Origin of the sequence: Halosaccharopolyspora lacisalsi (assembly GCF_014137975.1) — a bacterium.
Classification (GTDB): domain Bacteria; phylum Actinomycetota; class Actinomycetes; order Mycobacteriales; family Pseudonocardiaceae; genus Halosaccharopolyspora; species Halosaccharopolyspora lacisalsi.
In genome coordinates, this window is the sequence record NZ_JACGWZ010000001.1 from 558544 (window position 1) to 583052 (window position 24509).

A 24509-nucleotide genomic window follows, 5' to 3' on the forward strand; every position below is an offset into this window, starting at 1 on the left:
CGGTGTGGCAGCCCGGAAGACGCCCGCCGTCCGGTCTGCGCGATGATGGTTCCCCGTGACACGCATCGTGGCCGGAGACCTGGGAGGACGACGCATCGAGGTTCCTCAGCGCGGCACCCGACCGACCCGTGAGCGGGTCCGGGAGTCCCTGTTCAGTGCCCTGGAGTCCGCGCTGGACCTGACCGACCTGCGGGTGCTCGACCTCTACGGCGGCTCGGGCGCCCTCGGACTGGAGGCGCTCTCGCGTGGCGCGGCCCACGCCACCTTCGTCGAGTCCGACCGCAACGCCGCGCGCCTGCTGCGCCGAAACGCCGAATCCCTGGGGGTGGGGCGGCAGGTGGGTATCGAGCAGACACCGGTGGGCACGGCGCTGGCCGCGCACCCGCGCGAGCCGTACGATCTCGTGCTCGTCGACCCGCCCTACGCCGTCGAAACCACGGTCCTGAACCGCGAGTACGGCCTGCTGGTGGCCAACGGGTGGGTCGGACCGGGCAGTCTGGTGATCGTGGAGCGCCCGGTCCAGAGCGCCGGCCCCGGCTGGCCGGAACCTCTGGCGGCGCTGCGTGACAAGAACTACGGCGACACGGTGGTGTACTGGGCCGAGTACCCGACCGACGAGCACGGGGATCCGTGACCCCGGCCACGTCGTCCTGAGTGCTCAGGGGATGTGCTGCTACCGTCATCGCTCATGAGGCGCGCCGTCTGTCCAGGCTCTTACGACCCCGTCACCAACGGTCACTTGGACATCATCGAACGGTCCGCGGGGTTGTTCGACGAGGTCGTCATCGCGGTGCTGGTGAACAAGAGCAAGAAGAGCCTGTTCGACGTCGAGGAACGCATGGAGATGCTGCGCGAGGTCACCGCCCAGTGGCCGAACGTGCGCATCGACTCCTGGCACGGTCTGCTGGTGGACTACTGCCGTGCGCACGGCATCGGCGCGATCGTGAAGGGCTTGCGGGCGGTCAGCGACTTCGACTACGAGCTGCAGATGGCCCAGATGAACCAGCGCCTGTCCGGAGTGGAGACGCTGTTCATGTCCACCAACCCGCTCTACAGCTTCCTGGCGAGTTCGCTGGTCAAGGAGGTGGCCACCTACGGTGGTGACGTCTCCAACCTGCTGCCGCCCAAGATCGAGCACCGCCTCCGGGAGCGTCTCGCCGAACAGGCCGGTTAGGGCCGATCCCGCACGGGCGCCGTGAGCGCCACGGGTTCCGTGCGGGTAGACGCCGCCGAAGGCCGCAGCGCGGTGGATCGGCGCGTGATCGTCGCGGTGTCGTTTCCGGTTCACGCCAATGTCGTTGCGTGATCACGTGGCCACATTACCGTTCGCGGTATGAGACACATCTCCATACGAGCAGCCAGGACCCTGTTGGCCGGTCTGATCACGGTGGTGGGAGTGCTCGGCTTCCACGCGGGCGTCGCCTCGGCGGTGGCTCCCGCGCCGACCCCGGCTCCGATCACCGCTCCGGCCGCCCAGCCCGAGTGCGGTGACCTCTCCGGGTTCGAGCAGGTCGCGCTGTCGGACCTGCCGCCGGAGGCCACCGACACCGTGCGGCTGATCCAGCGGGGTGGCCCTTACCCCTACCCGCAGGACGGCGGCGTCTTCCACAACCGCGAGGGCATCCTGCCGGACTGCTCGGACGGCTACTACCACGAGTACACCGTCGAGACCCCGGGCAGCGACGACCGCGGTGCGCGCAGGTTCGTCGTCGGCTCCAACGGTGAGTACTTCTACACCGCCGACCACTACGAGAGCTTCAGGTCGACCGACATCAACGCGTGAGGAGTGCGACCGGCCGGCGTGTCATCGTCGACACGCCGCCGACGGTGATATCCCGGCCGGTCGGCTTCGTGGTGGGCAGACTGGGGGGACGAGAGGTGTCCCTCCGCGGGGTGATCGGCGCCGCCTCGGTGTGTTCTGAGAGGCTAGTCCTTCGCGGAAAACCCGCCGTGGATACGAGTGCAGGGAGATCGACGTGTACCGGGTGTTCGAGTCGCTCGACGAGCTCGTCACGATCGTCGAGGAGGCGCGCGGCGTGCCCATGACCTCGGGGTGTGTGGTCCCCCGGGGCGACGTCCTGGAACTGCTCGACGAAGTGCGGGACTCCATCCCCTCGGAGTTCGACGACGCCCAGGACGTGCTCGACCATCGCGACGAGGTCGTGACCAAGGCCAAGACGGAGGCCGACCAGAACCTCAACAGTGCTCGTTCGGAGGCGGACAAGACCTCGGCGGAGGCCCGCGCCGAAGCCGAGCAGATGCTCACCGACGCCCGCGAGCGCGCCGAGCAGATCGTGTCCGAGGCCCGCGCCGAAGCCGAGCAGACGGTCACCAAGGCTCGTCGCGAGTACGAGGACTACATCAGTCGCGCCCAGTCCGAGGCGGACCGGATGGTGCAGGCCGGCCGCGCCGCCTACGAGCAGTCGGTCCACGAGGGCAAGTCGGAACAGGAGCGGCTGGTCTCCGAGACCGAGGTCGTCCAGGAGGCCCAGGACGAGTCCAAGCGGATTCTCGACGAGGCCAACACCGACGCGGAACGGCTGCGCGGCGACTGCGACGCTTATGTCGACTCCCGGTTGGCGGACTTCGAGGAACTGCTCGGGCGCACGATCCGTACCGTGAGCAAGGGGCGTCAGCAGCTGCGCAGCCCGGTGGGGGCACCGTTCGACTACGAGGGCTGGCAGGACCCCGCGGGCGGCGCTTCCTCGAAGTGATCGCCGTACCGGGGGATTCTCCCGTGCCGGGCGGCGTCACGTAGGCTGAGGGGGCTGGCCTGGAGCAGTACCCGTACCAGTGCTCGTACCGGTGCCCGTTTCGCATCGGTGCTCGCCCGCTGATAAGTGGCCGCAGTGGAGTGGCTGCGAACGAGAGTACCGTGAACGAGTGCTGCCAATAAGTACTGGAAGTCGTTTCTCGGGCCTCCCGTGGGGACGCTTCAGCCGGTCCTTGCCCGTACCGTCCCGGCCACCGGGACGCCAAAGTACCTACCGAAACCTGTGATGTCTCAGAAGCACGATGCCGCGCGTGCCGCTCCGGCAGGCCCCTGGGTGCTCGACACCCGGGACTTCGGCCGCCGCGCGGGTGCCAGCCGCACCTACACGCGCCGTCCACCGGCTCCGGCCGGGTTCGGTCTCGACATGATCAGGGTGCCCGAGGGCGACCCGGTCGAGCTCGACCTGCTGTTGGAGGCCGTGGTGGAGGGCGTGCTGGTTTCCGGCACGGCCAAGGCCTCGGTCACCGGGGAGTGCGCGCGCTGTCTGGATCCGATCTCCGACGAGGTCGAGGTCGAGTTCCGCGAGCTGTTCGCCTACCCGGACAGCGCCACCGACGCCAGCACGGACGAGGAGGAGGTCAGTCGGGTCGTCGACGACCTGATCGACCTCGAACCTCTCGTGCGGGACACGATGCTGCCCACTCTCCCGATCGCACCGGCGTGCTCGCCGGACTGTCAGGGACTGTGCTCCGGGTGCGGCGCCAAGTGGGCCGAGCTCGATCCCGAGCACCATCATGAGACGATTGACCCTCGCTGGGCCGCATTGCGTGAGCGGTTCGGCGGTACCGAAGAGGAGAAATAGTCGTGGCTGTCCCCAAGTTCAAGAAGTCGCGGTCCAACACCCGTAAGCGTCGTTCGCAGTGGAAGGCCACGGCGCCGACACTGGTGAAGTGCTCGAACCGCGCTTGCCGTGAGCAGAAGCCGCCGCACATCGCCTGCCCCTCCTGTGGCCAGCACGCCGGCCGCCAGGTCGTCGAGCCCGCCTGAGAGGACGACCGCGAGTGAGCGGAAAGCAGCCTTCCAACCACGCTGCGGACCGGACCGCGCTGCTCGAGGCTCTCGGTGTCGACCTCGACTCCGAGCTGCTGACGTTGGCTCTGACCCACCGTTCGTACGCTTACGAAAACGGTGGGTTGGAGCCCAACGAGCGACTGGAGTTCCTGGGGGACTCCGTGCTCGGGCTGGTGATCACCGATCACCTCTACAACGAGCATCCGGGACTTCCCGAGGGCCAGCTGGCGAAACTCCGGGCCAGTGTGGTGAACATGCACGCGCTCGCCGGTGTGGCCCGTGACCTCGGTGAGGGCGGCCTCGGAACGTACCTGCTGCTCGGGCGTGGCGAGGAGTTGACCGGGGGCCGGGACAAGGCCAGCATCCTGGGCGACGGCTTGGAGGCGATGCTGGGGGCGATCTACCTCCAGCACGGCATCGAGGTCGCGCGCACGGTGATCCACCGCCTGTTCGCGCCCCTGCTGACCGAAGCGCCCCAGCTGGGCGCCGGTCTGGACTGGAAGACCAGTTTGCAGGAGTTGACGGCGGCCGCCGAGCTGGGCGTACCGGAGTACCGGGTCGAGGAGCAGGGGCCGGACCACCGCAAGGAGTTCAGCGCCTTCGTCGCGGTCGGCGGCGACACGATGGGCACCGGCAGTGGCCGGACCAAGAAGGACGCGGAGCAGAAAGCCGCCGAGATCGCCTGGCGCGCCCTGTCCGAGCGGATCGAACAGTCCAAGCCGAGCCCGAGCGGCGACGGGCAGTAGCAGGCGGTCGTTCCGCCGGGTGGTGTGCGTGCCGGAGTTACCCGAAGTCGAAGTCGTCCGTCGTGGCGTCGCCGAGCACGTCGTCGGTCGCACCGTGTCGAGCGTGGAGGTGCTGCACCCGCGTGCAGTGCGCAAGCACGTTCCGGGTCCGGAGGACTTCTCCGGACGGCTGACCGAGCGGCGGCTGGCGGCGGCGCGCAGGCGCGGCAAGTACCTGTGGCTGGAGCTCGACGACGCGCCGGACGAGGCGCTGCTGACCCACCTCGGCATGAGCGGGCAACTGCTCGTGCGGCCCGAGGGGGCACCGGACGAGACGCACCTGCGCGTGCGGTTCCGCTTCGCCGGTGGTGGTGCCGAACTGCGCTTCGTCGACCAACGCACGTTCGGCGGGCTGAGCCTGGCCGATCTCGTGGACTCCGGGACGCGGACCGTGCCGAAGCCGGTGGCCCACATCGCGCCGGACCCGCTGGACCCGGACTTCGACGGCGAGGTGGTCGTGGAGGCCATGCGTCGCCGCCGCACCGGTGTCAAACGGGCGCTGCTGGATCAGAGCCTGATCTCGGGAATCGGCAACATCTACGCCGACGAGGCCCTGTGGCGGGCGAAGCTGCACTGGGCGCGCCCGACGGCGACGCTGACCCGGTCGGACGCGCGTGGCCTGCTCGACGCGGCGGCCGAGGTGATGCACGACGCGCTGGACGAGGGCGGGACCTCCTTCGACGCGCTGTACGTCGACGTCAACGGCGCGTCCGGTTACTTCGCCCGCTCCCTGGCCGTCTACGGGCAGGCGGGCCGGGCGTGCTCGGTCTGCGGCGCCTTCGTTCGCCGCGACGTGTTCATGAAGCGTTCCTCGTACACCTGCCCGGTGTGCCAGCCACAGCCCCGCAACGCCCACTGGTGAAGCTTTTGGCGGTTCCGCGCGAAACCGCAGAACCCTCACTCGAAGGTGTTGCACTCTGACGCTCGGGTAGGCGGGCCGTAACGGGCGGACATTCCCGTGCGGTGGCGTTGCCGTGTAGTGGTGTCCCCGTGCGGTGACGTCCCCGTGCAGTGGCCTCCTCGTGCAGCCGCGCTCGGCTGGCAATCGTGTGTGAATCCGCCGGGAATTCCCCGGCCGCGCTCGCCCACGGCCGCTCCGAAATTCCCCCGCTCACCGGCTGGGCCCGTACCGAGCACCGTCCTCTTCCCAGCTCGTTGCCAGCGAACGTGCGGTTCCCCCACACCTCGGTCCGGCTTCCTGGACCCGGGTCGGCTTTTCCGACTCCGGCCCGTGGGAAGAGAGGTGGTCGGACATGGACGCAGCCGCGGCCCCGCAGCACGCGGGGCGATCGGACCGGGGCACGGAGCACGATCCCGTGTTGCCCGCCACGGCGACGGTCGATCTCGTCGTCCCGGTCCACAACGAGCAACGGGCACTGCCCGGATGCGTGGAGGTGCTGCACGAACACCTGAGTGAGTCGTTCCCCCTCGACTGGTCCGTCACGATCGTGGACAACGCCAGCACCGACGACACGTTGCGGGTGGCCCACGAGCTGGCCGAAGCCACCGACGGGGTCCGGGTGCTGCACCTCGACCGGAAGGGGCGGGGCCTGGCGCTGCGCACGGCGTGGAACTACAGCGACGCCGACGTGGCCGTCTACATGGACGTGGACCTGTCCACCGGCCTGGACGCGCTGCTGCCCCTGGTGGCTCCGCTGGTCAACGGACACTCGGACCTCGCCATCGGTTCCCGGCTCGCACCGGGAGCGCGGACCGTCCGCGGTGCCCGCCGCGAGTTCGTCTCCCGCTGCTACAACACGGCGCTGCGGTGGAGCCACGGCGCGCGGTTCTCCGACGCCCAGTGCGGCTTCAAGGCGGTGCGCACGAAGGTGATCCGCCCCCTGCTGCGGTACGTGCACGACGACTCCTGGTTCTTCGACACCGAGCTGCTGCTGCTCGCCGAGCACAACGGGTTGCGGGTGCACGAAGTGCCGGTGGACTGGGTCGAGGACGTCGACAGCAGGGTGAAGGTGGTCCGGACGGTGGCCGACGACGTCGCGGGCCTGATCCGGGTGGCCCGCGAGAAGGTACGCGGCACCGCACGGGTGCGGGGACTGCCGCAGCGTCCGGAGCCGCGCGCCGCCCACCCGGGAGCGGTGCTCGGCCGGAGGGAGGACGGGCTGCTCTGGCAGCTGCTGTCCTTCGGCGCGATCGGAGCCGCGTCCACGGCGTTGACCTCGGTGCTGTACGCGCTTTTCCGCGTGTGGTGGCCGCCGCTGCTGGCCAATCTCGGGGCACTGGTGCTCACGACGCTGTGGAACACCGAGGCCAACCGCAAGTACACCTTCACAGCGCGGAAGAGCTCTTCGGGGCGGGTTCACCTGCTGGGGTTGCTGGTGTTCGCCCTCTACTACGCGGTGACCTCGGGGGCGTTGCTCGTGTTGCAGCACGTGAACCCCGATCCGTCGCGCTGGCTGGAGATCGCGGTGCTGATCGTGTCCTCGGTCGTCGGTACGGTACTCAGGTTCGTGTCGTTGCGGCTCCTGGTCTTCCGCGACGCTCGGGAAGGGGAAGGGACATGACCGCGACCACGTCGCCCACCGCCGCGAGCAGCGATCCGGAACGGAAGGTGGTGCCGACCGGCGGACGGTTCCGGTACCGGATCGCGCTGGTGGCCGTTTGCGTGCTCGCCGGTTCCCTCTACGCCTGGGGCATCGGCGACTCGTGGGGGAACTCCTACTACTCGGCCGCCGTCGAGTCGATGTCGCGGAGCTTCGAGAACTTCCTGCTCGGCTCCTTCGACCCGGCCGGTGTGATCACCGTCGACAAGCCGCCGATGGCGCTGTGGGCGCAGGTCGTCTCGGTGTGGATTCTCGGCTACTCGCCGGTCGCACTGCTGCTTCCTCAGGTGCTGGAAGGGGTGGCCGCCGTCTTCCTGCTGCACCGCACGGTGCGGCTGTGGGCGGGGGAGCACGCCGCGTTGCTGGCGGCGCTGGTCATGGCGGTGACGCCGATCACGGTGGCGATCAATCGGGACAACAACCCGGACACGCTGCTCGTCCTGCTGGTGATCGCCGCGGCCTACGCGCTCACGAGGTCGATCCGAACGTTCGTCAGGGGCCGGTCCACCTGGTGGCTGGTGCTGTCGGCCTTCCTGCTCGGCTGCGGGTTCCTGACGAAGATGCTGCAGGCGTGGATCGTCGTCCCGGTGTTCGTGCTGGCCTACCTCGTCGGCAGCAGGGACCCCTGGCCCCGGCGGCTGCTCGATCTCGGCGCGGCGGCGGTGACGCTGCTGGCCGGTTCGTTCTGGTGGGTGGCCGCCACCGCGCTGTGGCCGGAGCCGAAGCCCTACATCGGGGGCAGCGAGAACGGATCGGCCTGGAACCTGATCATCGGCTACAACGGCCTCGGCCGGATCTTCGGCCAGGGCGGCGGTGCTCCCGGTGGATCGGGTGGTCCCGGTGGCGGTGGTCCCGGTGGCGGCCCCGGCGGGGGTGGTGGTTTCGGCGGGCAGGCCGGTCCGCTGCGCCTGTTCAACGAACAGCTCGCCGGTCAGATCAGCTGGTTGCTACCGCTTTGCCTGTTCGTACTGGTCACGATGCTCGTCGTCGCCCTGCGCCGGTGGCGCGGCGGGATGGCGGTGAACCGCGAGCGAGCCGCGGGCTGGGTGCTCTGGGGCGGCTGGCTGCTGCTGGTCGGTGCGGTGTTCAGCTTCGCCGAGGGAACCCTGCACCCGTACTACACGACGATGCTCGCTCCCGCCGTGGGAGCCCTCGTCGGGGCCGGACTGGTCCGCTTCGGGGACCGGTATCGCCGGTCCCGCGGGCTCGCGGGGTGGCTGCTGCCCGCCGGTGTGGCCCTGACCGTGGTGTGGGCCGTCGTCCTCGTGCTGCGCACTCCGGACTGGAACGGCTGGGCGGCCCCGGTCGTGGGAGCGCTCGGAGGGGCGGCCGTGCTGGCGTTGGCCCTCGGACGGTGGAACCGCGCGGTGTTCGGAACGTCCCTGGTGCTGAGCCTGGTCGCCGTCCTGTTCGTACCGGTGACCTGGTCCACGGCGACCGCGCTCGGAGGGAGCGGCGGCATGGGGGGGACCAACCCGACCGCGGGGCCCTCCACCGGTGGTCCGATGGGTGGCCGGCGGCCGGGTGGCCCGGGAGACGCGGCTCCCGGAAGGGCCGGTCCGGCGCAGATGTCGGGGCGCCCCGGCCAGGGTGGTCCGATGGCCGGTGGCTCGTTGTCCGAGCGACAACAGCGCATCGTGGACTACGTTTCCGCGCGGGCGGGCGACCGCGAGATTCCGCTCATGTCCACCAGCGGCGCTCACGGAGCCTCGTCCTACATCATCCACACGGACCTGACCGTGGTCGGGATGGGCGGTTTCACGGGTGGTGACGACGCACCGACCGTGGAGCAGTTGACGCGCTGGCAGCGTGCCGGTCGGCTCGGGTTCGTCCTGGTCGGTGGCGGCTTCGGCGGCCCCGGCGGTGGTGATGTGCCGGGGCGGGATCGCGCTTCCGGCGGCACGCAGTCCCCGGGAGGCGGATTCGGCCGGGACACCGGACGCACGCAGTGGGTCCGGCAGTCCTGCACGCCCGTGGATTCCGCCGCTGTCGGATCCGAGGACGGTTCCTCGCGGCTCTACGACTGTCGTTGACGGGGCGGGAGCCGCGCCCGACGGGCGCGGCTCCCGCCACCCGCGACGGACGTCACAGCGTTGGGAGAGCATGGACCAGTGGCCGGTAATACCGAACAGGAATCCGCCCGGGTGTTGGTCGTCGACGACGAGCCGAACATCCTCGAACTGCTGTCGGCCTCGCTGCGGCTGAGCGGCTTCGAGGTGCGCGCGGTGGCCGACGGTGCCGAGGCGTTGCGTGCGGCGCAGGAGTTCCGTCCGGACATCGTGGTGCTGGACGTGATGTTGCCCGACGAGGACGGGTTCACCGTCGCTCGTCGGCTCCGCGCGGAGGGCGACCGGGTCCCGGTGCTGTTCCTGACCGCGCGGGACACCGTCGAGGACCGCATCGAGGGACTCACGGCCGGAGGGGACGACTACGTCAGCAAGCCGTTCAGCCTCGACGAGGTCGTGCTGCGGCTGCACGCCATCCTGCGACGGGTGCGGCCCGCGGAGGCGGGACCGAGCTCCGGGTTGCGCTACCACGACCTGGAGCTCGACGAGGACACCTACGAGGTGCGCCGGGGTGGCAGGCTGGTGAGCCTGTCGCCCACCGAGTTCAAGCTGCTGCGCTACCTGCTGGTCAACGCCGAGAAGGTGGTCAGCAAGGTGCAGATTCTGGACCGGGTGTGGAACTACGACTTCGGCGGGGACAGCCGGGTCGTGGAGTCCTACATCAGTTACCTGCGGCGCAAGGTCGACGTCGACGGGCCACCGCTGATTCACACCGTTCGCGGTGTCGGTTACATGCTGCGCCTGCGTCCGGAGGACGGGCGGGGTGATGCCTCGTGAGGCGCCTGCTGCACCCGGGTACGTGGTCGCTGCGCGCGCGGCTGGTGTTCGCGCTGGTGGTGCTGACCACCCTCGGCCTGGCCACGGTCGGTGTCACCAGCATCCTGCTGCTGCAGCGGTCCCTCGTGGCCAAAGTGGACGAACGGCTCACCGCGATGTCTCGCCCGTGGGACGAGGGAGGTCCCCCGCGTCCGCCTCCCGACGGAGCGGATTCCGGGCGCGAGTTGCCGACCGACTTCCGACTGCTGTTCTTCGACTCCCGGTACAGGTTGGAGGGGGTGGCCGGGCAGGTGCCCGGGGATTCCTCCGCGCCTGCGGTGCGCCCGGCGGGCATGCGGATACTGTGCGCGCGGGACGGTCCGGCGACCGTGCCGGACGCGACCGGTGGCGCGCCCTGGCGGCTGCGGTGCGAGGTGCTGCCGAGCGGTGACGTGATCGGTGTGGCCCTGTCCCTGGGCAACACCTACGCCACCGTCAACCGGTTGCTGATGATCGAGCTGATCGTGGGCACCGGCGTCGTGCTGGTGCTGGCCGTCGTCGCCACGCTCGTCGTTCGGATCGGATTGCGACCGCTGTCCCGCATCGAGGCCACGGCCGAGGCGATCGCCGACGGTGACCTCGAGCGCCGGGTTCCCGAGTACGAGTCCCGCACCGAGACGGGGCGGTTGGCGGCGGCGCTGAACACGATGCTGGCCCGGTTGTCCGAGGCGCGTCGTGAACGCGAGCTCTCCGAGCAGCGGCTGCGGCACTTCGTGGCCGATGCCTCGCACGAGCTGCGCACGCCGTTGACCTCGATCCGCGGGTTCGCCGAGCTCTACCGCCAGGGCGGGGCGCCCGAGACCGACGACGTGGCCCGGCTGATGTCGCGGATCGAGCAGGAGGCCCAGCGCATGGGGGCGCTGGTCGAGGACCTGTTGCTGCTGGCGCGGCTGGACCGGCAACGTTCGCTGGACCTCGGTGATCTCGACGTGATCGCGCTGCTCGGCGAGGTGGTTCACGACGCCCGCGTCCGCGCGCCCGAGCGCGAGATCACGGCGTCGCTGCCGGAACGGCCCGTGCGCGTTCCGGCCGACCGCAACCGGTTGTGGCAGGTGTTGAACAACCTGGTTACCAACGCTCTGGTGCACACGTCGCCGGAGACGACCGTTCACGTGCGGGCGAGCTACGAGACGCTCGGGAGCGGCGAACCGGTGGCTTCGGCCGGGGTGGACCTCCCGGTCGGTACGCGCCTGGCCCTGGTGGAGGTCGCCGACGACGGAGCCGGTATCGAGCCCGAGCACGCCGCCAGGGTGTTCGACCGCTTCTACCGGGTGGCCGACGGGCGCGGTCGGGCGACCGGGGGCACGGGGTTGGGGCTGGCGATCGCCTCGGCCGTCGTCGAGGCGCACGGTGGCCGGATCGAGCTGTTCAGCACTCCGGGCGAGGGGACGACCTTTCGGGTGCTGCTGCCCCTGACCTGACCGTGCGACCCGGCCCGTGATGCCCGGTCCGTACCGAAGCCGCGGAACCAGGAGGTGCACCGCACCGCAGCGAGGTATGTGCGGGTTTCGCGCGAAACCGCCGAAATGCGGTTTCGCGCGAAACCGCCGAACAGCACGGCCGTCGGGGTCAGACCTTGATGGTCGGGTTGTACAGGTCGAACCAGACGGACATGTCCAGGGCGCGCTCGAAGACGTTGCGCGTGGAGGTGTCCACCCGTTCGGCGGGAGTGTCCACGGAGTCGCGGATCCACTGCCGGTCGAGCAGCGACAGCGCCGGGTCGTCGTCGGAGATCAGCTGCTTGACCTGCTTCTGCAGCTCGGCCGCGTAACCGGGGTCCTGAGTGGACGGGTACGGGCTCTTGACCCGGTCGGTCACGGACTTCGGCAGCGTGTCGGCCGTGGCCTTGCGCAGCAGGCTCTTCTCCCTGCCGTCGAAGGTCTTCAGCGACCAGGGCGCGTTGAACACGTACTCGACCAGCCGGTGGTCGCAGAACGGCACGCGCACCTCGAGCCCGACCGCCATGCTCATCCGGTCCTTGCGGTCCAGCAGCATCCGCACGAAGCGGGTCAGGTGCAGGTAGCAGATCTCGCGCATCTTGCGCTCGAAGGCGCTCTCACCGTCGAGCACCGGCATCTGCCCGACGGCCTTGTCGTACTCGGCCGCGACGTAGCCCGGCAGGTCCAGCGTGGAGGCCAGCGAGGGGTCCAGGACGCCGCTGCCGGACATGTGCTGCTGCTGGGCGATGGCCAGCCACGGGAACGTGTTGGACTCGCGGACCTGCTGGTCGAAGAACCACTTGTAACCGCCGAAGACCTCGTCGGCGGACTCGCCGGACAGCGCGACCGTGGAGTGCTCGCGGATCGCCTTGAACAGCAGGTACAGCGAGTTGTCCATGTCGCCCATCCCCAGCGGGATGTCCCGCGACCGCACGGCGGCCCGGCGCACCGACGGGTCGGCCAGCGTCTTCGGGTCCAGCACGATGTCCTGGTGCCGGGTGTCGACGTGCTTGGCGACGTCCTGCACGTACGGTCCGTCCGGGGTCTCGCGCATGGGGTCGGGCACGAAGTTCTCGGACTGGCCGAGGAAGTCGACCGCGAAGCTGCGCACCTGTTCGTTCTGCTCGGCCAGCTGCCGGGCGGACAGAGCGGTGATGGCGCTGGAGTCCAGCCCGCCGGACAGCAGCAGGCAGCGCGGCACGTCCGAGATGAGCTGGCGGGACACGATGTCGTCCAGCAGCTCGCGCACGTGGGAGACCGAGGTCTCCTGGTCGTCGGTGTGCTCGACGGCCTCCAGCTTCCAGTAGGTGTGCTCGCGCAGACCGTTGCGGTCGAGGGTGACCACCGTGCCGGGCTCGACCTCGCGCATCCCGGACCACACGGCGTGACCGGGGCTCTTGGTCATGGCGAACATCTCGCGCAGTCCGTCGGCGTCGACGACCTTCTCGGCCAGCGGGTTGGCCAGGATCGCCTTGGGCTCGGAACCGAACAGCACGCCGTTGTCGGTGGGGTAGTAGTACAGCGGCTTGATGCCCATGCGGTCGCGAACGAGCAGCAGCTGCTCGACGCGGGAGTCCCAGACCGCGAAGGCGTACATGCCGTTGAGCTTCTCGGCGACCGAGGCGCCCCACTCCAGGTAACCGTGCAGCACGACCTCGGTGTCGCTGTCGGTGTCGAAGCGGTGGCCGCGTCGGCGCAGCTCGTCGCGCAGCTCGGTGAAGTTGTAGGCCTCACCGGAGTAGACCAGTGCCACCGGCCCGTCGGGCGTGTCGAGCTCCATCGGCTGGGTGCCGCCGGGCAGGTCGATGATGGCGAGCCTGCGGTGCCCCAGCCCCGCGTGCGGGCGAACCCAGGTTCCTCCGTCGTCCGGTCCGCGGCACGCCATCGTCTCGCACATCGCGTCGATCACGGATTGTTCGCGAGTCAGGTCGCGCTGAAAGTCGACCCAACCACAGATGCCGCACATGGCTTGCTCCCATCCGAGCGAAATATTTCATTAGCCACGTTAACGAGATTGTTGCACCGATGAAACAAAAAACTTGGTGAGATGGGACACTCGTGAAAGCCGCATAACCGCGAAACTTCCCGAGAACGGCTCGTGGATGTATTCGGTCGGCGGACACTCGTTGGCCAAGGCCGCCGGTGGTGACGTGCCTCCGGAGGTCCTGGCCGCGGACGCGGCGGGAGTGGTCACCGGAACCATCGGCGTCGTCCCCGTCGTCGGCTCGGAGATCAGCCTCGCGAGGGACGTGGGCGCGCTGGGCGTCTACGGCGGTATGGAAGCCGCCACGGGCGGGGAGCTACCACTTTCTTCGACGACCTCGCCGACTACTGGGTGCCCCAGAACCCGGCGCAGGCGGGGATGCACGGCGCGGGCGTCGTCGTTCCCGGTCTCGCGCTGGGCGTTCCACTGTGGAACGCCGTCGAGTCCGGCATCGAAGAGGACCAGGCGGCTCAGGCCGAGCAGGGGAAGAGCGCATGAGCGCGGACACCGACCAGCGGATCGAGACCGAACGCCCTCCTGGGTTCGCGGGCCTTGCCATCGGTCGGTCGGCCGACGAGCTGCGCGCCCGAGCACGCGCACTGGCCACCGAACTGGCCCAGCACGGCGCGGGTGACGTGGAGCAACTGGCCGAACACCTCGCTCTGGTCGGCGCACGCTTCAGTCGCTTCGACGTGCGCGTGTTCGGCCAGTTCCCCGTGGGAGATACCGACCCCGCGTTGGCGACTATGACCCTGGCGGCTTCGGAACTGAACACTGATGACCGGGAAGAGGTCCGTCGGAATCGGTACGCGACCGCCTCGGCGATGCTTCGGCAATACCAGCAGCGGCATCCCGACGCGGACGCACGGATCGTGCAGGTGCCCTCCGGACCGGCGGTGGCCGCTGTCGTCGCGGGCGAGTTTCGCCTGCCCGCCGAGCAGTTCGGCGAGGTGACGCGGACGGGAGGAGGTCGTGCGACCGCTGCGGCGGGCGGAGTTCCAGCTCGTGACTCCGGCCGGTGCGAGCGTGATCGTTCTCGACGTCAGTACGGGCAGCGAGTCGGGCTGGCCCGAAGTGGCCGAGCAGGCGGTCAGGACGGCCCGGAGTATTCGATTGGTCGTGGAGGAGGCACAGGAGTGACTCTCTCCGCGATGCAGCCGGCTCGCTCCTCGTCAGCCGTGCAGGATCATGCCACTGCGGCAGGACCAGTTTTCATCCTCGTTGGGTGCTTCATTGTCGGCGGCGGGATTGTCGCTTTCTTGGCATTCATGCCGCGGCACAGGTTCAAGTCGCCGGAGCGGCAGGCCGAGCTGTTGGTGCGGAAGTTCGACGGTCGACCGGAGGTGTACGTGGGCAAGTCGCACTGGTCGTTGGACTACGGCAGTGTTCGCGATGTTGCCCGGCGGTGCGGTTGTGTCGAAGGTGGGACGCCGGGATACAGGTTCCACGCCTTCCGGCGTCAGTGGTGAGCCCGGAGCCTCAGCGATGCCTCGGCCAGGTGAGGTGACGAGGGCGCAGGAGTTTCCGGTTTCGCGCGAAACCGGGTCACCCACGCAACCAAGCATCCCAGATGACTCGGTTGTCCACAGGGAGTAAGCCGCTCCGGCCAGGCAAGTCCGAGAAGTCACACGTCGGGCGCGAGAGTTCGTGTGGTGATACCGGCCGTACAGGCCGAGCCGGTGATCCTCATCCCCGCACGCCCGCGAGCGGGGGCGTCGGCGGGCTCGGGACGCGCCGTGCGCCCCCGAGCCCGGCCGGATCAGCCGTAGGTGATGTCCTCCGCGGTGTAGAGGCAGTGGGTGTCGTCCGGACCACTGCCGATCTGCTCGGGCTCGCCCTCGGTGACGCCGCGGTACTTGCCGCAGATGGTGATCTCCCGCTCGGAGTCCCCGTGGACCGTGATCCCGGAGAGCCGGGCGGTGTCGCCGTAGTTGGTGTTGATGCCGACCAGGGCCTTGCCCGGCGCGTACACCGACACGTTGTTCAGCACGACGTTGCGCTGGTTCGACTCCGAGCAGTTGCCGCACGAGCGGTAGAGCTTGCCGAAGTCGGAGACGGCGAAGTCCTCGACCCGCACCGTTCCCGGGCCGTTGTGCTGGAAGACCTTGTCCTCCGCCTGGCGCGCCGCGCCGCCACTGATGGTCATGACAGCCTCGGAGGAGGAGGCGTCTGAGGTCGCCGCGTCCTCGCCGACGTCCTCCCACCACACGTTGCTGATCGTGCAGCTGCCGAGGCAGTGCACGCCGTCGGCCGCCGGAGCGCCGATGACGACGTTCCTCAGCGTCGCCCCGTCCTCCAGCGCGAACATCGCGGGCTGGCCCTCGTCCTGGCCGCTCCCACCGAGGTCGCCCGTGCCGTAGTAGCGGGTGAGCTCGCCGTCGAACGTGCCGCTCACCTCGATCGTCGAGTCGACGGCCCGCTCCCCGGTCGGCGTGGGGAAGTCGATGTCGGCAGCCCGTGGGGCGGGGGCCGGCGAAGGAGCTCGACCGTCGGAGGTCGTCGTCGCGGCCTGCGCCGGAGCGCTGACCACGGCCGCGATCACCGCGACCAGCAGAGACGACCGGGATGCCCACCGCAACGCACGTGAACGTGTGGTGCGCGTCCGCTTCGAGAGATGGTGTTGTTCCATGATCCCTTCCTTGGAAAGCGTATTCCAACTGGGAAGAGGATTCCACCACGGTGGGTCGAAGCGGCCAAGACCGCGAATGGGCGAATGCCGCTGGGCCTATTCCGCGCCTCAGCGCCGCGCCGTGCCCGGCCAGGCGAGGGTCACGAGTTCGCGGCCCGACGAGCCGAGGTCGGGTGGGTGCTCCGGGTCGATGCCCAGGTCGCGCAGGGCTCGGTCCACGTCCTGCCGGGCCGTGGGCGGCAGGCACAGTCGCCTGCGGGCGACCTCGACCAGGTCGGCGAAGTTCGCGTACTCCGGTTCCGGTGGCAGGGACCAGTGGTGCACTTCCGGCCGAATGTCGAGTTCGTCCAGCACGCCGCGGAAGTCGTCCACGCTCGGCCCGGTCGGGCGCTCGACGCCGTGGAAGCGCCGCCACAGCGGATTCAGCTCGGTCAGCGGGTGGCGCGGGGTCATCTCGACGATGACGCGGCTCCGGGCGCGCTCGGTCATGGCCGTGACGAAGGTGTCCACGTCGGCGACGTTGTAGGTCACGTTCCCGGCGAGGACGACATCGGACGTGCCCGCCTGCTCGGCGGACTCGGGCCACGAGCCGTGGACGGCGCGGGCCGGGACACCGAGGGCCTCGGCGCGGCGGACGAAGGCCGTCAGCAGTTCGTTGTCGGTGTCGACGGCGGTGACCTCGGTGACCTCCGCGCGTCCCACCAACGGCAGCGAGGTCGCGCCGGAGGCGGCACCGATGTCCAGCACGCTTCCCGGCGAGTCCAGTGCCCGCCGTGCGAGCTCGTGCGTGCTGCCGACCGGGTGGGTGATGTGCCGGTCGGCGCGGCGGGTGAAGACCTCGCGCGGGAGGACCCACGGTGAGTCGGTCGCGTTCTCGGCCACCGACTCCGGGATCCGCCACTGCTCCAGTTGCCGCGCCCAGTTCCGCGAGTTCTCCATCGCGCCACTCACCTCCACGCCCGAATCGGTACCGACATTCGCCAATCACTCTCCCCGGTGACCGCATGAGCGGCAAATCTGGGGCGCGGGCCCGGTAGCTGCTGACGTAAGGGCTTGCGTAAGCGCTTAACCGAAGTCTAACGTCTCGGCAACCCACGGCAGGTCGATGAGCTGCCCCAACGTGGGGTCGATGACGCAGCGAGGAAGGCGGACAGGTCATGGACACGGCACAGCGGGAGGGGCCCGGCCCGCCGTCCGGCGGTCGCTCCGTCGTGGTCGGCGCGTCGGCCATCGCAGCTCTCGGAGGGCTGCTGTTCGGTTACGACACCGGTGTCATCTCCGCCGCCCTGCTCTACATCGGACCCGATTTCGGCCTCTCCGACGCGATGAAGCAGGTCGTCGTCGCCTCGCTGCTGCTCGGCGCCATCGCCGGTGCCGCCAGCGGCGGAGTGGTGGTCGACCGGCTCGGGCGCAAGCGCGCGCTGCTGGTGGCCTCGCTGGTGTTCACCGTCGGCGCGCTGTTGTCGGCGGCGGCCACCGGTGCCGTGTACCTGGTCGTGGCCAGGGTGCTGCTGGGCATCGCCATCGGAGCCAGCTCACTGGTGGTGCCGACCTACATCGCCGAGATCGCCCCGCCCGCGCTGCGGGGCCGGCTGGTCTCGATGAACCAGCTCATGATCACCATCGGCATCTTCACGTCCTACCTGGTCGGGTACGCCTTCGCCGACGCCGGAGCCTGGCGGTGGATGCTCGGCCTGGCGTGCGTGCCGTCGATCGCGATGTTCGTCGGCCTGCTGAAGCTGGACGAGAGCCCGCGCTGGCTGCTCGCGCACGACCGCGTCGATCAGGCCCGCGCCGTGCTGCGCCGGACCCGCTCCGCCGACGAGGTCGAGGACGAGATCGCCGAGATGTCGACGGCGATGCGGGAGGAGAGCAAGTTCTCCTACCGCGACCTGTTCCGCCCGCGGCTGCGCCCGGCCGTTCTGCTGGGCGTCGCGGTGGCGGCCACCAACCAGCTCGTCGGCGTCAACGCGGTGATCTACTACGCGCCGACCATCCTCAAGCAGGCCGGGCTGGGCGACTCGGCCTCCATCCTGTCCTCGGTCGGCATCGGCGCCGTCAACATGATCTTCACGGTCATCGCGCTGCTGCTCGTCGACAGGGTGGGGCGCCGACCGCTGCTCATCGGCGGGACCGGAGTGGTCATCGCCGTCCTGTTCGGACTCGGCGCGCTGTACCTGCTGCCCAGCCTGCAGGGATTGGGGATGCTGCTGACGATCGGGCTGATGCTCTACGAGGCCGCCTTCGCCGCCAGCCTCGGCATCGCCATCTGGCTCATCAACAGCGAGGTGTTCCCGACGGCGGTGCGCGGCAAGGCCGCCAGCGTGGGGACCATGACGCACTGGGTGCTCAACTTCTTCATCTCGATCTCGGTGCTGAGCATCATCAACACCCTGACCGCGACCGGACTGTTCTGGATCTACGGCGTGCTCGGCGTCTGCGGGCTCGTCTTCCTGTACCGCAACCTGCCCGAGACGAAGGGCCGTAGCCTGGAGGACATCGAGATGTCCCTGCGCGGTGCGCGCGGCCGGCAGTCACAGGAGGACGAGTGAACGAGGCCGACCCCGAGCGGTGCGGCGGTGACCTGGACGAACTGGTCGTCAGGGCGCGCGCGTTGACGACGTCCGGCCGCCGCCGCATCCTCGGTATCGCCGGAGCGCCCGCCTCCGGCAAGGGCATGATCGCGGACCAGCTGCTGGAGCGGTTGGGCTCGTCGGCCGTGCTGGTGCCGATGGACGGCTTCCACCTGGCCGAGGCCGAACTGCACCGGCTCGGGCGGCACGAGCGCAAGGGCGCCCCGGACACCTTCGACGCCGCCGGTTATCTCGCGCTGCTGCGCCGGATCCGGTACTCGGACGACGAGGTCGTCTACGCCCCGAAGTTCCACCGCGAGATCGAGGAGTCCTTCGCCGGGGCCATCGCGGTACCCCCGGACGTGCCGCTGGTCATCACCGAGGGCAACTACCTGCTGCTGGACAGCGGACCGTGGGCGCGGGTGCGGGGGCTGCTCGACGAGGCCTGGTTCCTGGCGCCGGAGGAGGACGAGCGCGTCGAGCGCCTCATCGCTCGCCACGTTCGCCACGGCCGCACTCCCGAGCAGGCCCGGGAGTGGGTGCACCGCAGCGACGAGCGCAACGCCGCCCTGATCGCTCCCACGCGGGCCCGTGCCGACCTCGTCATCTCCGGCGATTCGGTGTAGTCGGTGCCGACGCGGGATGCAGATCTCGCGGTATCCCTCCGAGCACCCGATGCCCGGTCGACGGTCGTAGCTCGCAGGGATGCAGGCGCAGCACGCCGCGCACCCCGACGACGAAGGTGTCCGGGGCGATCGGCTCTTCCGCTGACATCACGGTCGGCATGATAGGCGGACCGGGTGGGGGACCGGCCGGCCTGTGGTTCCTAACGCAGGTCGAGTTCGGCGCGGACGTCGTCGGGGATGCGTCCCGTGTGGTCGATGGGAGTCCACGGCTCGCTGCGAATCCACTGTGAACCGCACCCCCGGCAGGCCAGCAGGGGCAGTCCGCCGAGGTCGGTGGGAGTGCGGTGCCAGGAGCACAGCGACCGGCAGGCGTGGACGGCGAGTTCGGGCATCAGCGACCCGACCGCGTGGTGGACGACGAGGTGTCGGAGTCCGACGAGGTCGGTTCCTCGGTGGTCGTGGGCGTCGAGCTCGACGTCGGCGGTTCCGTCGATGTCGACGGCGGTGACGTGGGCGTCGGTGGTGTGGAGTCCTGGGAGGTGGTCGGCGTATCCGGCGGCGGTGGCGGCTCCGGCGGACGTGGCCGCGTCGCCGTACCGGTCGACTCCGGTGGCGACGACGACCGCTCGTGGTCGTCCTCGGAGCTCGTCGATGTCGTCGACGAGGTCGTGGTGGTCGACTCGTCACTCGTGCTCGGCCCGGTGGATTCGGACGACGACCGCGGGCCGCTCGACTCCGGCGGGGGCAGCACGGGGGGAGCGGATCCGGACACCGGCGTGCTCGTACTGGTGGAGACACCGGGTGCGTGGATCGTCATGTTCGGCCCGGCGGCCTGGTACTGGCTGCTGCCGAGGACCATCGCGGCGACGGTGGCGAAGCCCGTCGCGACCACCATCCCCGCCCCCGCCAGGACGACCAGTCGCCAGGACTGGGCGTCGGTGTCTTCCTGCGGCATCGCGTCCATGGGCGTCCACTCGGTCGGGTTTCTGGGCCGGACTCGTCCTGAGGACGGCTCGGGCAGTGCGGCATCATACCGGGTGTGACGGAAACGGATTCGATTCGACTGACCGCGTGGGTGCACGGGCGCGTGCAAGGAGTGGGTTTCCGCTGGTGGACCCGTTCGCGAGCACTGGAGCTCGACCTGGTCGGCAGTGCGGCCAACCGGCCGGGCAACCGCGTCGAGGTGATCGCCGAGGGGCCCCGGAGCAGCTGCGAGCAACTCCTGGAGTCGCTGCGTTCGGGGGACGCGCCGGGAGAGGTGGACCACGTCGCCGAACAGTGGTCGCAACCGCGCGGTAACCTCACGGATTTCGTGGAACGCTGAACCGAGCGTGGTCGTGCGAGGTCACGGCCGCGCTTCACGTAAGCTTTCCCGAACGGCGGTTACGCCGTGTGGAGTACTCACCTCGCGGGAAGGTCGCCGACACGCCGTGTACTTGAAGAGCCTGACGCTCAAGGGATTCAAGTCCTTCGTCTCGACCACGACGCTGCGGTTCGAGCCGGGAATCACCTGCGTGGTCGGGCCGAACGGTTCGGGCAAGTCCAACGTCCTCGACGCGCTGACCTGGGTGATGGGCGAGCAGGGCGCGAAGGCCCTGCGCGGCGGCAAGATGGAGGACGTCATCTTCGCCGGCACCTCCGGGCGCGCCCCGCTGGGTCGCGCCGAGGTCACCCTGACCATCGACAACGCCGACGGCGTGCTGCCCATCGACTACACCGAGGTCTCGATCACCCGGCGGATGTTCCGCGACGGCGCCAGCGAGTACGAGCTCAACGGTTCCTCGTGCCGGTTGCGCGACGTCCAGGAGCTGCTGTCGGACTCCGGCATCGGCCGCGAGATGCACGTCATCGTCGGTCAGGGACAGCTCTCCACCATCCTGCAGGCCAAACCCGAGGAGCACCGCAAGCTCATCGAGGAGGCCGCCGGGGTGCTCAAGCATCGCAAGCGCAAGGAGAAGGCCCTGCGCAAGCTCGACGCGATGCAGGCGAACCTGACCCGGCTGACCGACCTGACCAGCGAGCTGCGCAGGCAGCTCAAACCGCTGGGCAAGCAGGCCGAGATCGCCCGCAAGGCCCAGTCGGTGCAGGCCGAACTCCGCGACGCCCGGCTGCGCCTGATCGCCGACGAGCTGGTCACGGCCCGGTCCGAGCTGGCCCGCGACGAGGCCCAGCAGGAATCCGCGCGCGCCCGGCGCGCCGAGGTCGAGCGCGACCTCCAGCACGCCCAGAACGAGGAGAAGACCCTCCAGGAGCAGGTCTCGGCCGACGCCCCGAAACTCGCTCGCGCCCAGGACACCTGGTACCGCCTCTCGGCGCTCGAGGAGCGCCTGCGCGGCACGTCGCGGCTGGCCGCCGAGCGGTACAAGCACCTCACCGCTCCCGCCGAGGAGCACCGCGGGGAACGCGACCCGGAGGAGATGGAGCTCGAGGCCGAGGAGGTCGCCGAACGGGAGGAGACCCTCCAGGAGGAGGCGCAGCGGGCGCAGGACGCGCTGTCGGAGGTGGTGCGGCGCCGCTCCGAGCTGGAGTCGGCGGCTCAGGAGGCCGAGCGGGCGCACATGGCCGCCGTCCGGGCCATCGCCGACCGCAGGGAGGGCATGGCCCGGCTGTCCGGCCAGGTCGAGTCCATGCGCAGCAAGGTCAGCGCGACCGACGAGGAACTCGAGCGGTTCTCCGGGTCGCTGACCGAAGCCACCGAACGGGCTCGGGTCGCCCAGCAGGCTTACGACGAGGCCGCGGTCGAGGGCGGCGACGGCGACACCGACGAATCGCAGCTGCGAGAGCGCCACGACCATGCCGCGCAGGAGCGCGACACCGCCCGCGAACGAGTGGACGAGCTCGTGCGGGCCGAGCGGTCCACCGAACAGGAGATCGCCTCCTGGACGGCTCGGGTGGAGGCGCTGTCGATGGGACTGCGCCGCAAGGACGGCGCCGCCGCGCTGTTGGCGGCCGGTGAGCGCGTGTCCGGTCTGCTCGGTTCGGTCTCCGACCTGCTCACCGTCGAACCGGGCGCGGAGGCGGCACTGGCCACGGCACTCGGTGCTGTGGCCGACGCCGTGGCCGTGAGCGGTGTCGACGACGCCGTGGAGGCGTTGGAGGTGCTCAAGACCGACGACGCCGGCCAGGCCGGCGTGCTGGTCGGGGAGGCGGCACCGACCGACCGGGAGCAGTGGCCGGAGCTGGAACGGGGCGCGCGGTGGGCGGTCGACCTCGTGCACGTGCCCGAGTCGTTGCAGGCGGCCGTGACCCGGGCGCTGGATCGGGTGGCGGTCGTCGACGGGCTGGCCGAGGCGCGGACGCTGGTCCGGCGTCATCCCGAGGTGTGCGCCGTGACCGGGGAGGGCGACGTCCTCGGGGGACACTGGGCCACCGGCGGGTCCGGCCAGGCGCAGAGCCTCATCGAAGTGCGCGCGGCCGTCGACGAGGCCGAGCAGGAGCTCACCGCCGCTCGCAGGCGTTTGGAGCACCACTCGGCGGCCCTGGAGGGCGCACGAGCCGAGCAGCGGGCTCGCGAGGAGGAGGTGCGCGCGGCACAGGAGCGAATCAACGAGGCCAAGGTCGCGCGGGCGCGCAGTTCCGAGCGCCTGTCCAGTCTGGAGCAGGCGGCCCGTTCCGCCTCCGACGAGGTCGACCGCCTGCACCAGCAGCGGAGTTCGGTGGAGCAGTCCCGGCAGGAGGCGTCGACCCGGCTGGCCGAGCTGGAGGAGCGGCTGGAGGTCATCCAGGACGACCAGCAGGACCAGGACGAGCCCGACACGACCGAGCGGGACCGTCTCAACGAGGAGCTCTCCGGCCTGCGCCAGGAGGAGATGGACGCCCGGCTCGGGGTGCGCACGGCCGAGGAGCGGGCGCGGGCGGTGCAGGGCAAGGCCGAGCAACTGCGCCGGGCCGCCCAGCAGGAGCGCGAGGTCCGGGCCCGGGCCGAGGCGGCGCGCAGGGCCCGGCAGCACGGAGCGCGGGTGGCCGAGGTGGTCGTCAACGGCTGCGATACGGCACTGGAACGCATCGCTTCTTCGCTGCGCGCGGCCACCGAGGAGCGGGACACCGTGCAGGCGCAGCAGAGCGAGCACCAGCAGGCGCTCGACTCGATGCGCAACCGCGTCCGGGAACTGTCAGGTGAGCTGGAGAAGCTCACCGACGCCGTGCACCGCGACGAGGTCGTGCGCGCCGAGCAGCGGCTGCGCATCGAGCAGCTCGAAAACAAGATCATCGAGGACTTCGGGGTCGGACTCGACGATCTGCTCGACGAGTACGGCCCGACCGTGCCGGTTCCGCCGAGCCCGGCCGAGATGGCCGAGTACGAGGCGGCTAAGGAGCGCGGCGAGCAGGTCAGCGAACCGCCCTCGATGCCCTTCGACCGCGACACCCAGCAGCGGCGCGCCGACCGGGCGGAGAAGGACCTGGCGAAGCTGGGCAAGGTCAACCCGCTGGCCCTGGAGGAGTACGCCGCGCTGGAGGAGCGCTACAAGTACCTGTCCGGTCAGCTGGAGGACCTCAAGGCCACCCGCAGGGACCTGCTCGACGTGGTCAAGGAGGTCGACGAGAAGATCCTGGAGGTCTTCTCGTCCGCCTTCGATGACGTGGCCGCAGAGTTCCGCGAGGTCTTCGGGGTGTTGTTCCCCGGCGGCGAGGGACGGCTGGTGCTCACCGACCCCGAGGACATGCTCACCACCGGTGTGGAGGTCGAGGCGCGCCCGCCCGGCAAGAAGGTCAAGCGGCTCTCACTGCTGTCGGGCGGGGAGAAGTCGCTGACGGCGGTGGCGATGCTGGTGGCGATCTTCCGGGCGCGGCCCTCGCCGTTCTACGTGCTCGACGAGGTCGAGGCGGCCCTGGACGACACCAACCTGCGGCGGCTGATCGGGCTGCTGGACCAGCTGCGCAAGACCTCGCAGCTGCTCATCATCACCCACCAGAAGCCCACCATGGAGATCGCCGACGCGCTCTACGGCGTGAGCATGCGTGGCGACGGGATCACCACGGTGATCTCCCAGCGCCTCGGTTCGCGCGCCCGACCCGTCGAGAACGTCGAGGCCGTCGAAGGCTCTCCGGGCTCCGAGACCTCCGAGACCTCCGAGACCTCCGAGACCTCCGAGGAACGGAATGCGTCCCCGGAGACCCCGGAGCAGGCGCCCCCGGAGTCCGAGGAGGTCTGACCGGAGCGAGCGGGGGTTTCCCGGTTTCGCGCGAAACCGGGAAACCCCCTGTGCCGTGGTCGAGGTTTGCGCTCGCTGTGGCCGTCGCCTCGT

Annotated in this window: 23 protein-coding genes; 19 read left to right on the forward strand and 4 right to left on the reverse strand. The window is 69.9% G+C overall.

Annotation, left to right across the window (positions count from 1 at the left end):
• Window positions 1-55 precede the first annotated feature (55 nt).
• From rsmD to FHX42_RS02795, 12 genes are all read left to right on the forward strand, one after another.
• The gene (gene rsmD / locus FHX42_RS02740) at window positions 56-634 is read left to right on the forward strand and encodes a 16S rRNA (guanine(966)-N(2))-methyltransferase RsmD (RefSeq protein WP_182542566.1); all 579 of its coding nucleotides are present in this window, start codon (window positions 56-58) and stop codon (window positions 632-634) included.
• A 54-nt stretch (window positions 635-688) separates the two neighbouring features.
• On the forward strand, window positions 689-1174 hold the full coding sequence (coaD, locus tag FHX42_RS02745; RefSeq protein WP_182542567.1) for a pantetheine-phosphate adenylyltransferase: 486 nt from the start codon (window positions 689-691) through the stop codon (window positions 1172-1174).
• A 159-nt stretch (window positions 1175-1333) separates the two neighbouring features.
• Window positions 1334-1783, forward strand: a complete 450-nt coding sequence (locus FHX42_RS02750) for a ribonuclease domain-containing protein (RefSeq protein ID WP_182542568.1) — start codon at window positions 1334-1336, stop codon at window positions 1781-1783.
• Window positions 1784-1976: 193 nt separating this feature from the next.
• Complete coding sequence (locus tag FHX42_RS02755) at window positions 1977-2714, forward strand: DivIVA domain-containing protein (protein WP_182542569.1); 738 nt, start codon at window positions 1977-1979, stop codon at window positions 2712-2714.
• A 285-nt stretch (window positions 2715-2999) separates the two neighbouring features.
• Window positions 3000-3575 (forward strand): YceD family protein, encoded by a 576-nt coding sequence (locus FHX42_RS02760; RefSeq protein ID WP_182542570.1) that lies wholly within the window; start codon window positions 3000-3002, stop codon window positions 3573-3575.
• Window positions 3576-3577: 2 nt separating this feature from the next.
• Window positions 3578-3760, forward strand: a complete 183-nt coding sequence (rpmF, locus tag FHX42_RS02765) for a 50S ribosomal protein L32 (RefSeq protein WP_182542571.1) — start codon at window positions 3578-3580, stop codon at window positions 3758-3760.
• 14 nt (window positions 3761-3774) lie between these two features.
• On the forward strand, window positions 3775-4530 hold the full coding sequence (gene rnc / locus FHX42_RS02770; protein WP_182542572.1) for a ribonuclease III: 756 nt from the start codon (window positions 3775-3777) through the stop codon (window positions 4528-4530).
• Window positions 4531-4558: 28 nt separating this feature from the next.
• Complete coding sequence (gene mutM / locus FHX42_RS02775) at window positions 4559-5431, forward strand: bifunctional DNA-formamidopyrimidine glycosylase/DNA-(apurinic or apyrimidinic site) lyase (protein ID WP_182542573.1); 873 nt, start codon at window positions 4559-4561, stop codon at window positions 5429-5431.
• Window positions 5432-5822: 391 nt separating this feature from the next.
• The gene (locus FHX42_RS02780) at window positions 5823-7091 is read left to right on the forward strand and encodes a bifunctional glycosyltransferase family 2/GtrA family protein (protein ID WP_182542574.1); all 1269 of its coding nucleotides are present in this window, start codon (window positions 5823-5825) and stop codon (window positions 7089-7091) included.
• Window positions 7088-9163, forward strand: coding sequence for a glycosyltransferase family 39 protein (locus FHX42_RS26930; protein WP_182542575.1), 2076 nt, complete (start codon window positions 7088-7090; stop codon window positions 9161-9163). Before FHX42_RS02780 ends, FHX42_RS26930 begins: the two co-directional genes overlap by 4 nt.
• Before the next feature lie 78 nt (window positions 9164-9241).
• Window positions 9242-9973, forward strand: a complete 732-nt coding sequence (locus FHX42_RS02790) for a response regulator transcription factor (RefSeq protein ID WP_328795864.1) — start codon at window positions 9242-9244, stop codon at window positions 9971-9973.
• Window positions 9970-11433 carry a sensor histidine kinase gene (locus FHX42_RS02795; protein WP_328795865.1) on the forward strand — a complete coding sequence of 488 codons (1464 nt, stop codon included), beginning with the start codon at window positions 9970-9972 and terminating at the stop codon, window positions 11431-11433. The genes FHX42_RS02790 and FHX42_RS02795 overlap by 4 nt, the downstream gene beginning before the upstream one ends.
• A gap of 148 nt (window positions 11434-11581) precedes the next feature.
• Here FHX42_RS02795 and asnB read toward each other — a convergent pair whose 3' ends face one another.
• Window positions 11582-13417, reverse strand: coding sequence for an asparagine synthase (glutamine-hydrolyzing) (asnB, locus tag FHX42_RS02800; protein ID WP_182542577.1), 1836 nt, complete (start codon window positions 13415-13417; stop codon window positions 11582-11584).
• A 369-nt stretch (window positions 13418-13786) separates the two neighbouring features.
• Between asnB and FHX42_RS02805 the strand changes: the two genes are divergently transcribed.
• Together FHX42_RS02805 and FHX42_RS02810 are read left to right on the forward strand one after the other, a co-directional pair.
• Entirely contained in the window at window positions 13787-13933 is a 147-nt protein-coding gene (locus FHX42_RS02805; protein WP_182542578.1) for a hypothetical protein, read from the forward strand.
• Window positions 13930-14904: a hypothetical protein gene (locus tag FHX42_RS02810; RefSeq protein WP_182542579.1), complete on the forward strand. Its 975-nt coding sequence runs from the start codon at window positions 13930-13932 to the stop codon at window positions 14902-14904. The genes FHX42_RS02805 and FHX42_RS02810 overlap by 4 nt, the downstream gene beginning before the upstream one ends.
• Window positions 14905-15194: 290 nt before the next feature.
• On the opposite strand, the gene FHX42_RS02815 is transcribed toward FHX42_RS02810, so the two are convergent.
• Both FHX42_RS02815 and FHX42_RS02820 read right to left on the reverse strand, forming a co-directional pair.
• Window positions 15195-16064, reverse strand: a complete 870-nt coding sequence (locus tag FHX42_RS02815) for a pectate lyase (RefSeq protein ID WP_182542580.1) — start codon at window positions 16062-16064, stop codon at window positions 15195-15197.
• 108 nt (window positions 16065-16172) lie between these two features.
• Window positions 16173-17003, reverse strand: a complete 831-nt coding sequence (locus FHX42_RS02820; RefSeq protein WP_182542581.1) for a class I SAM-dependent methyltransferase — start codon at window positions 17001-17003, stop codon at window positions 16173-16175.
• A gap of 218 nt (window positions 17004-17221) precedes the next feature.
• Between FHX42_RS02820 and FHX42_RS02825 the strand changes: the two genes are divergently transcribed.
• Together FHX42_RS02825 and FHX42_RS02830 are read left to right on the forward strand one after the other, a co-directional pair.
• Complete coding sequence (locus FHX42_RS02825) at window positions 17222-18616, forward strand: sugar porter family MFS transporter (protein ID WP_182542582.1); 1395 nt, start codon at window positions 17222-17224, stop codon at window positions 18614-18616.
• Complete coding sequence (locus tag FHX42_RS02830; RefSeq protein WP_182542583.1) at window positions 18613-19263, forward strand: nucleoside/nucleotide kinase family protein; 651 nt, start codon at window positions 18613-18615, stop codon at window positions 19261-19263. Before FHX42_RS02825 ends, FHX42_RS02830 begins: the two co-directional genes overlap by 4 nt.
• 200 nt (window positions 19264-19463) lie before the next feature.
• Here FHX42_RS02830 and FHX42_RS02835 read toward each other — a convergent pair whose 3' ends face one another.
• On the reverse strand, window positions 19464-19655 hold the full coding sequence (locus FHX42_RS02835; RefSeq protein ID WP_182542584.1) for a hypothetical protein: 192 nt from the start codon (window positions 19653-19655) through the stop codon (window positions 19464-19466).
• A 15-nt stretch (window positions 19656-19670) separates the two neighbouring features.
• Here FHX42_RS02835 and FHX42_RS02840 point away from each other — a divergent pair, with 15 nt between their 5' ends.
• From FHX42_RS02840 to smc, 3 genes are all read left to right on the forward strand, one after another.
• Window positions 19671-20306 (forward strand): hypothetical protein, encoded by a 636-nt coding sequence (locus tag FHX42_RS02840; RefSeq protein ID WP_182542585.1) that lies wholly within the window; start codon window positions 19671-19673, stop codon window positions 20304-20306.
• Window positions 20294-20587, forward strand: coding sequence for an acylphosphatase (locus FHX42_RS02845; protein ID WP_182543465.1), 294 nt, complete (start codon window positions 20294-20296; stop codon window positions 20585-20587). Before FHX42_RS02840 ends, FHX42_RS02845 begins: the two co-directional genes overlap by 13 nt.
• Before the next feature lie 106 nt (window positions 20588-20693).
• A complete protein-coding gene (gene smc / locus FHX42_RS02850; protein WP_182542586.1) occupies window positions 20694-24416 on the forward strand; it encodes a chromosome segregation protein SMC in 3723 nt (1240 codons plus the stop codon).
• The last annotated feature ends 93 nt before the right edge of the window (window positions 24417-24509 follow it).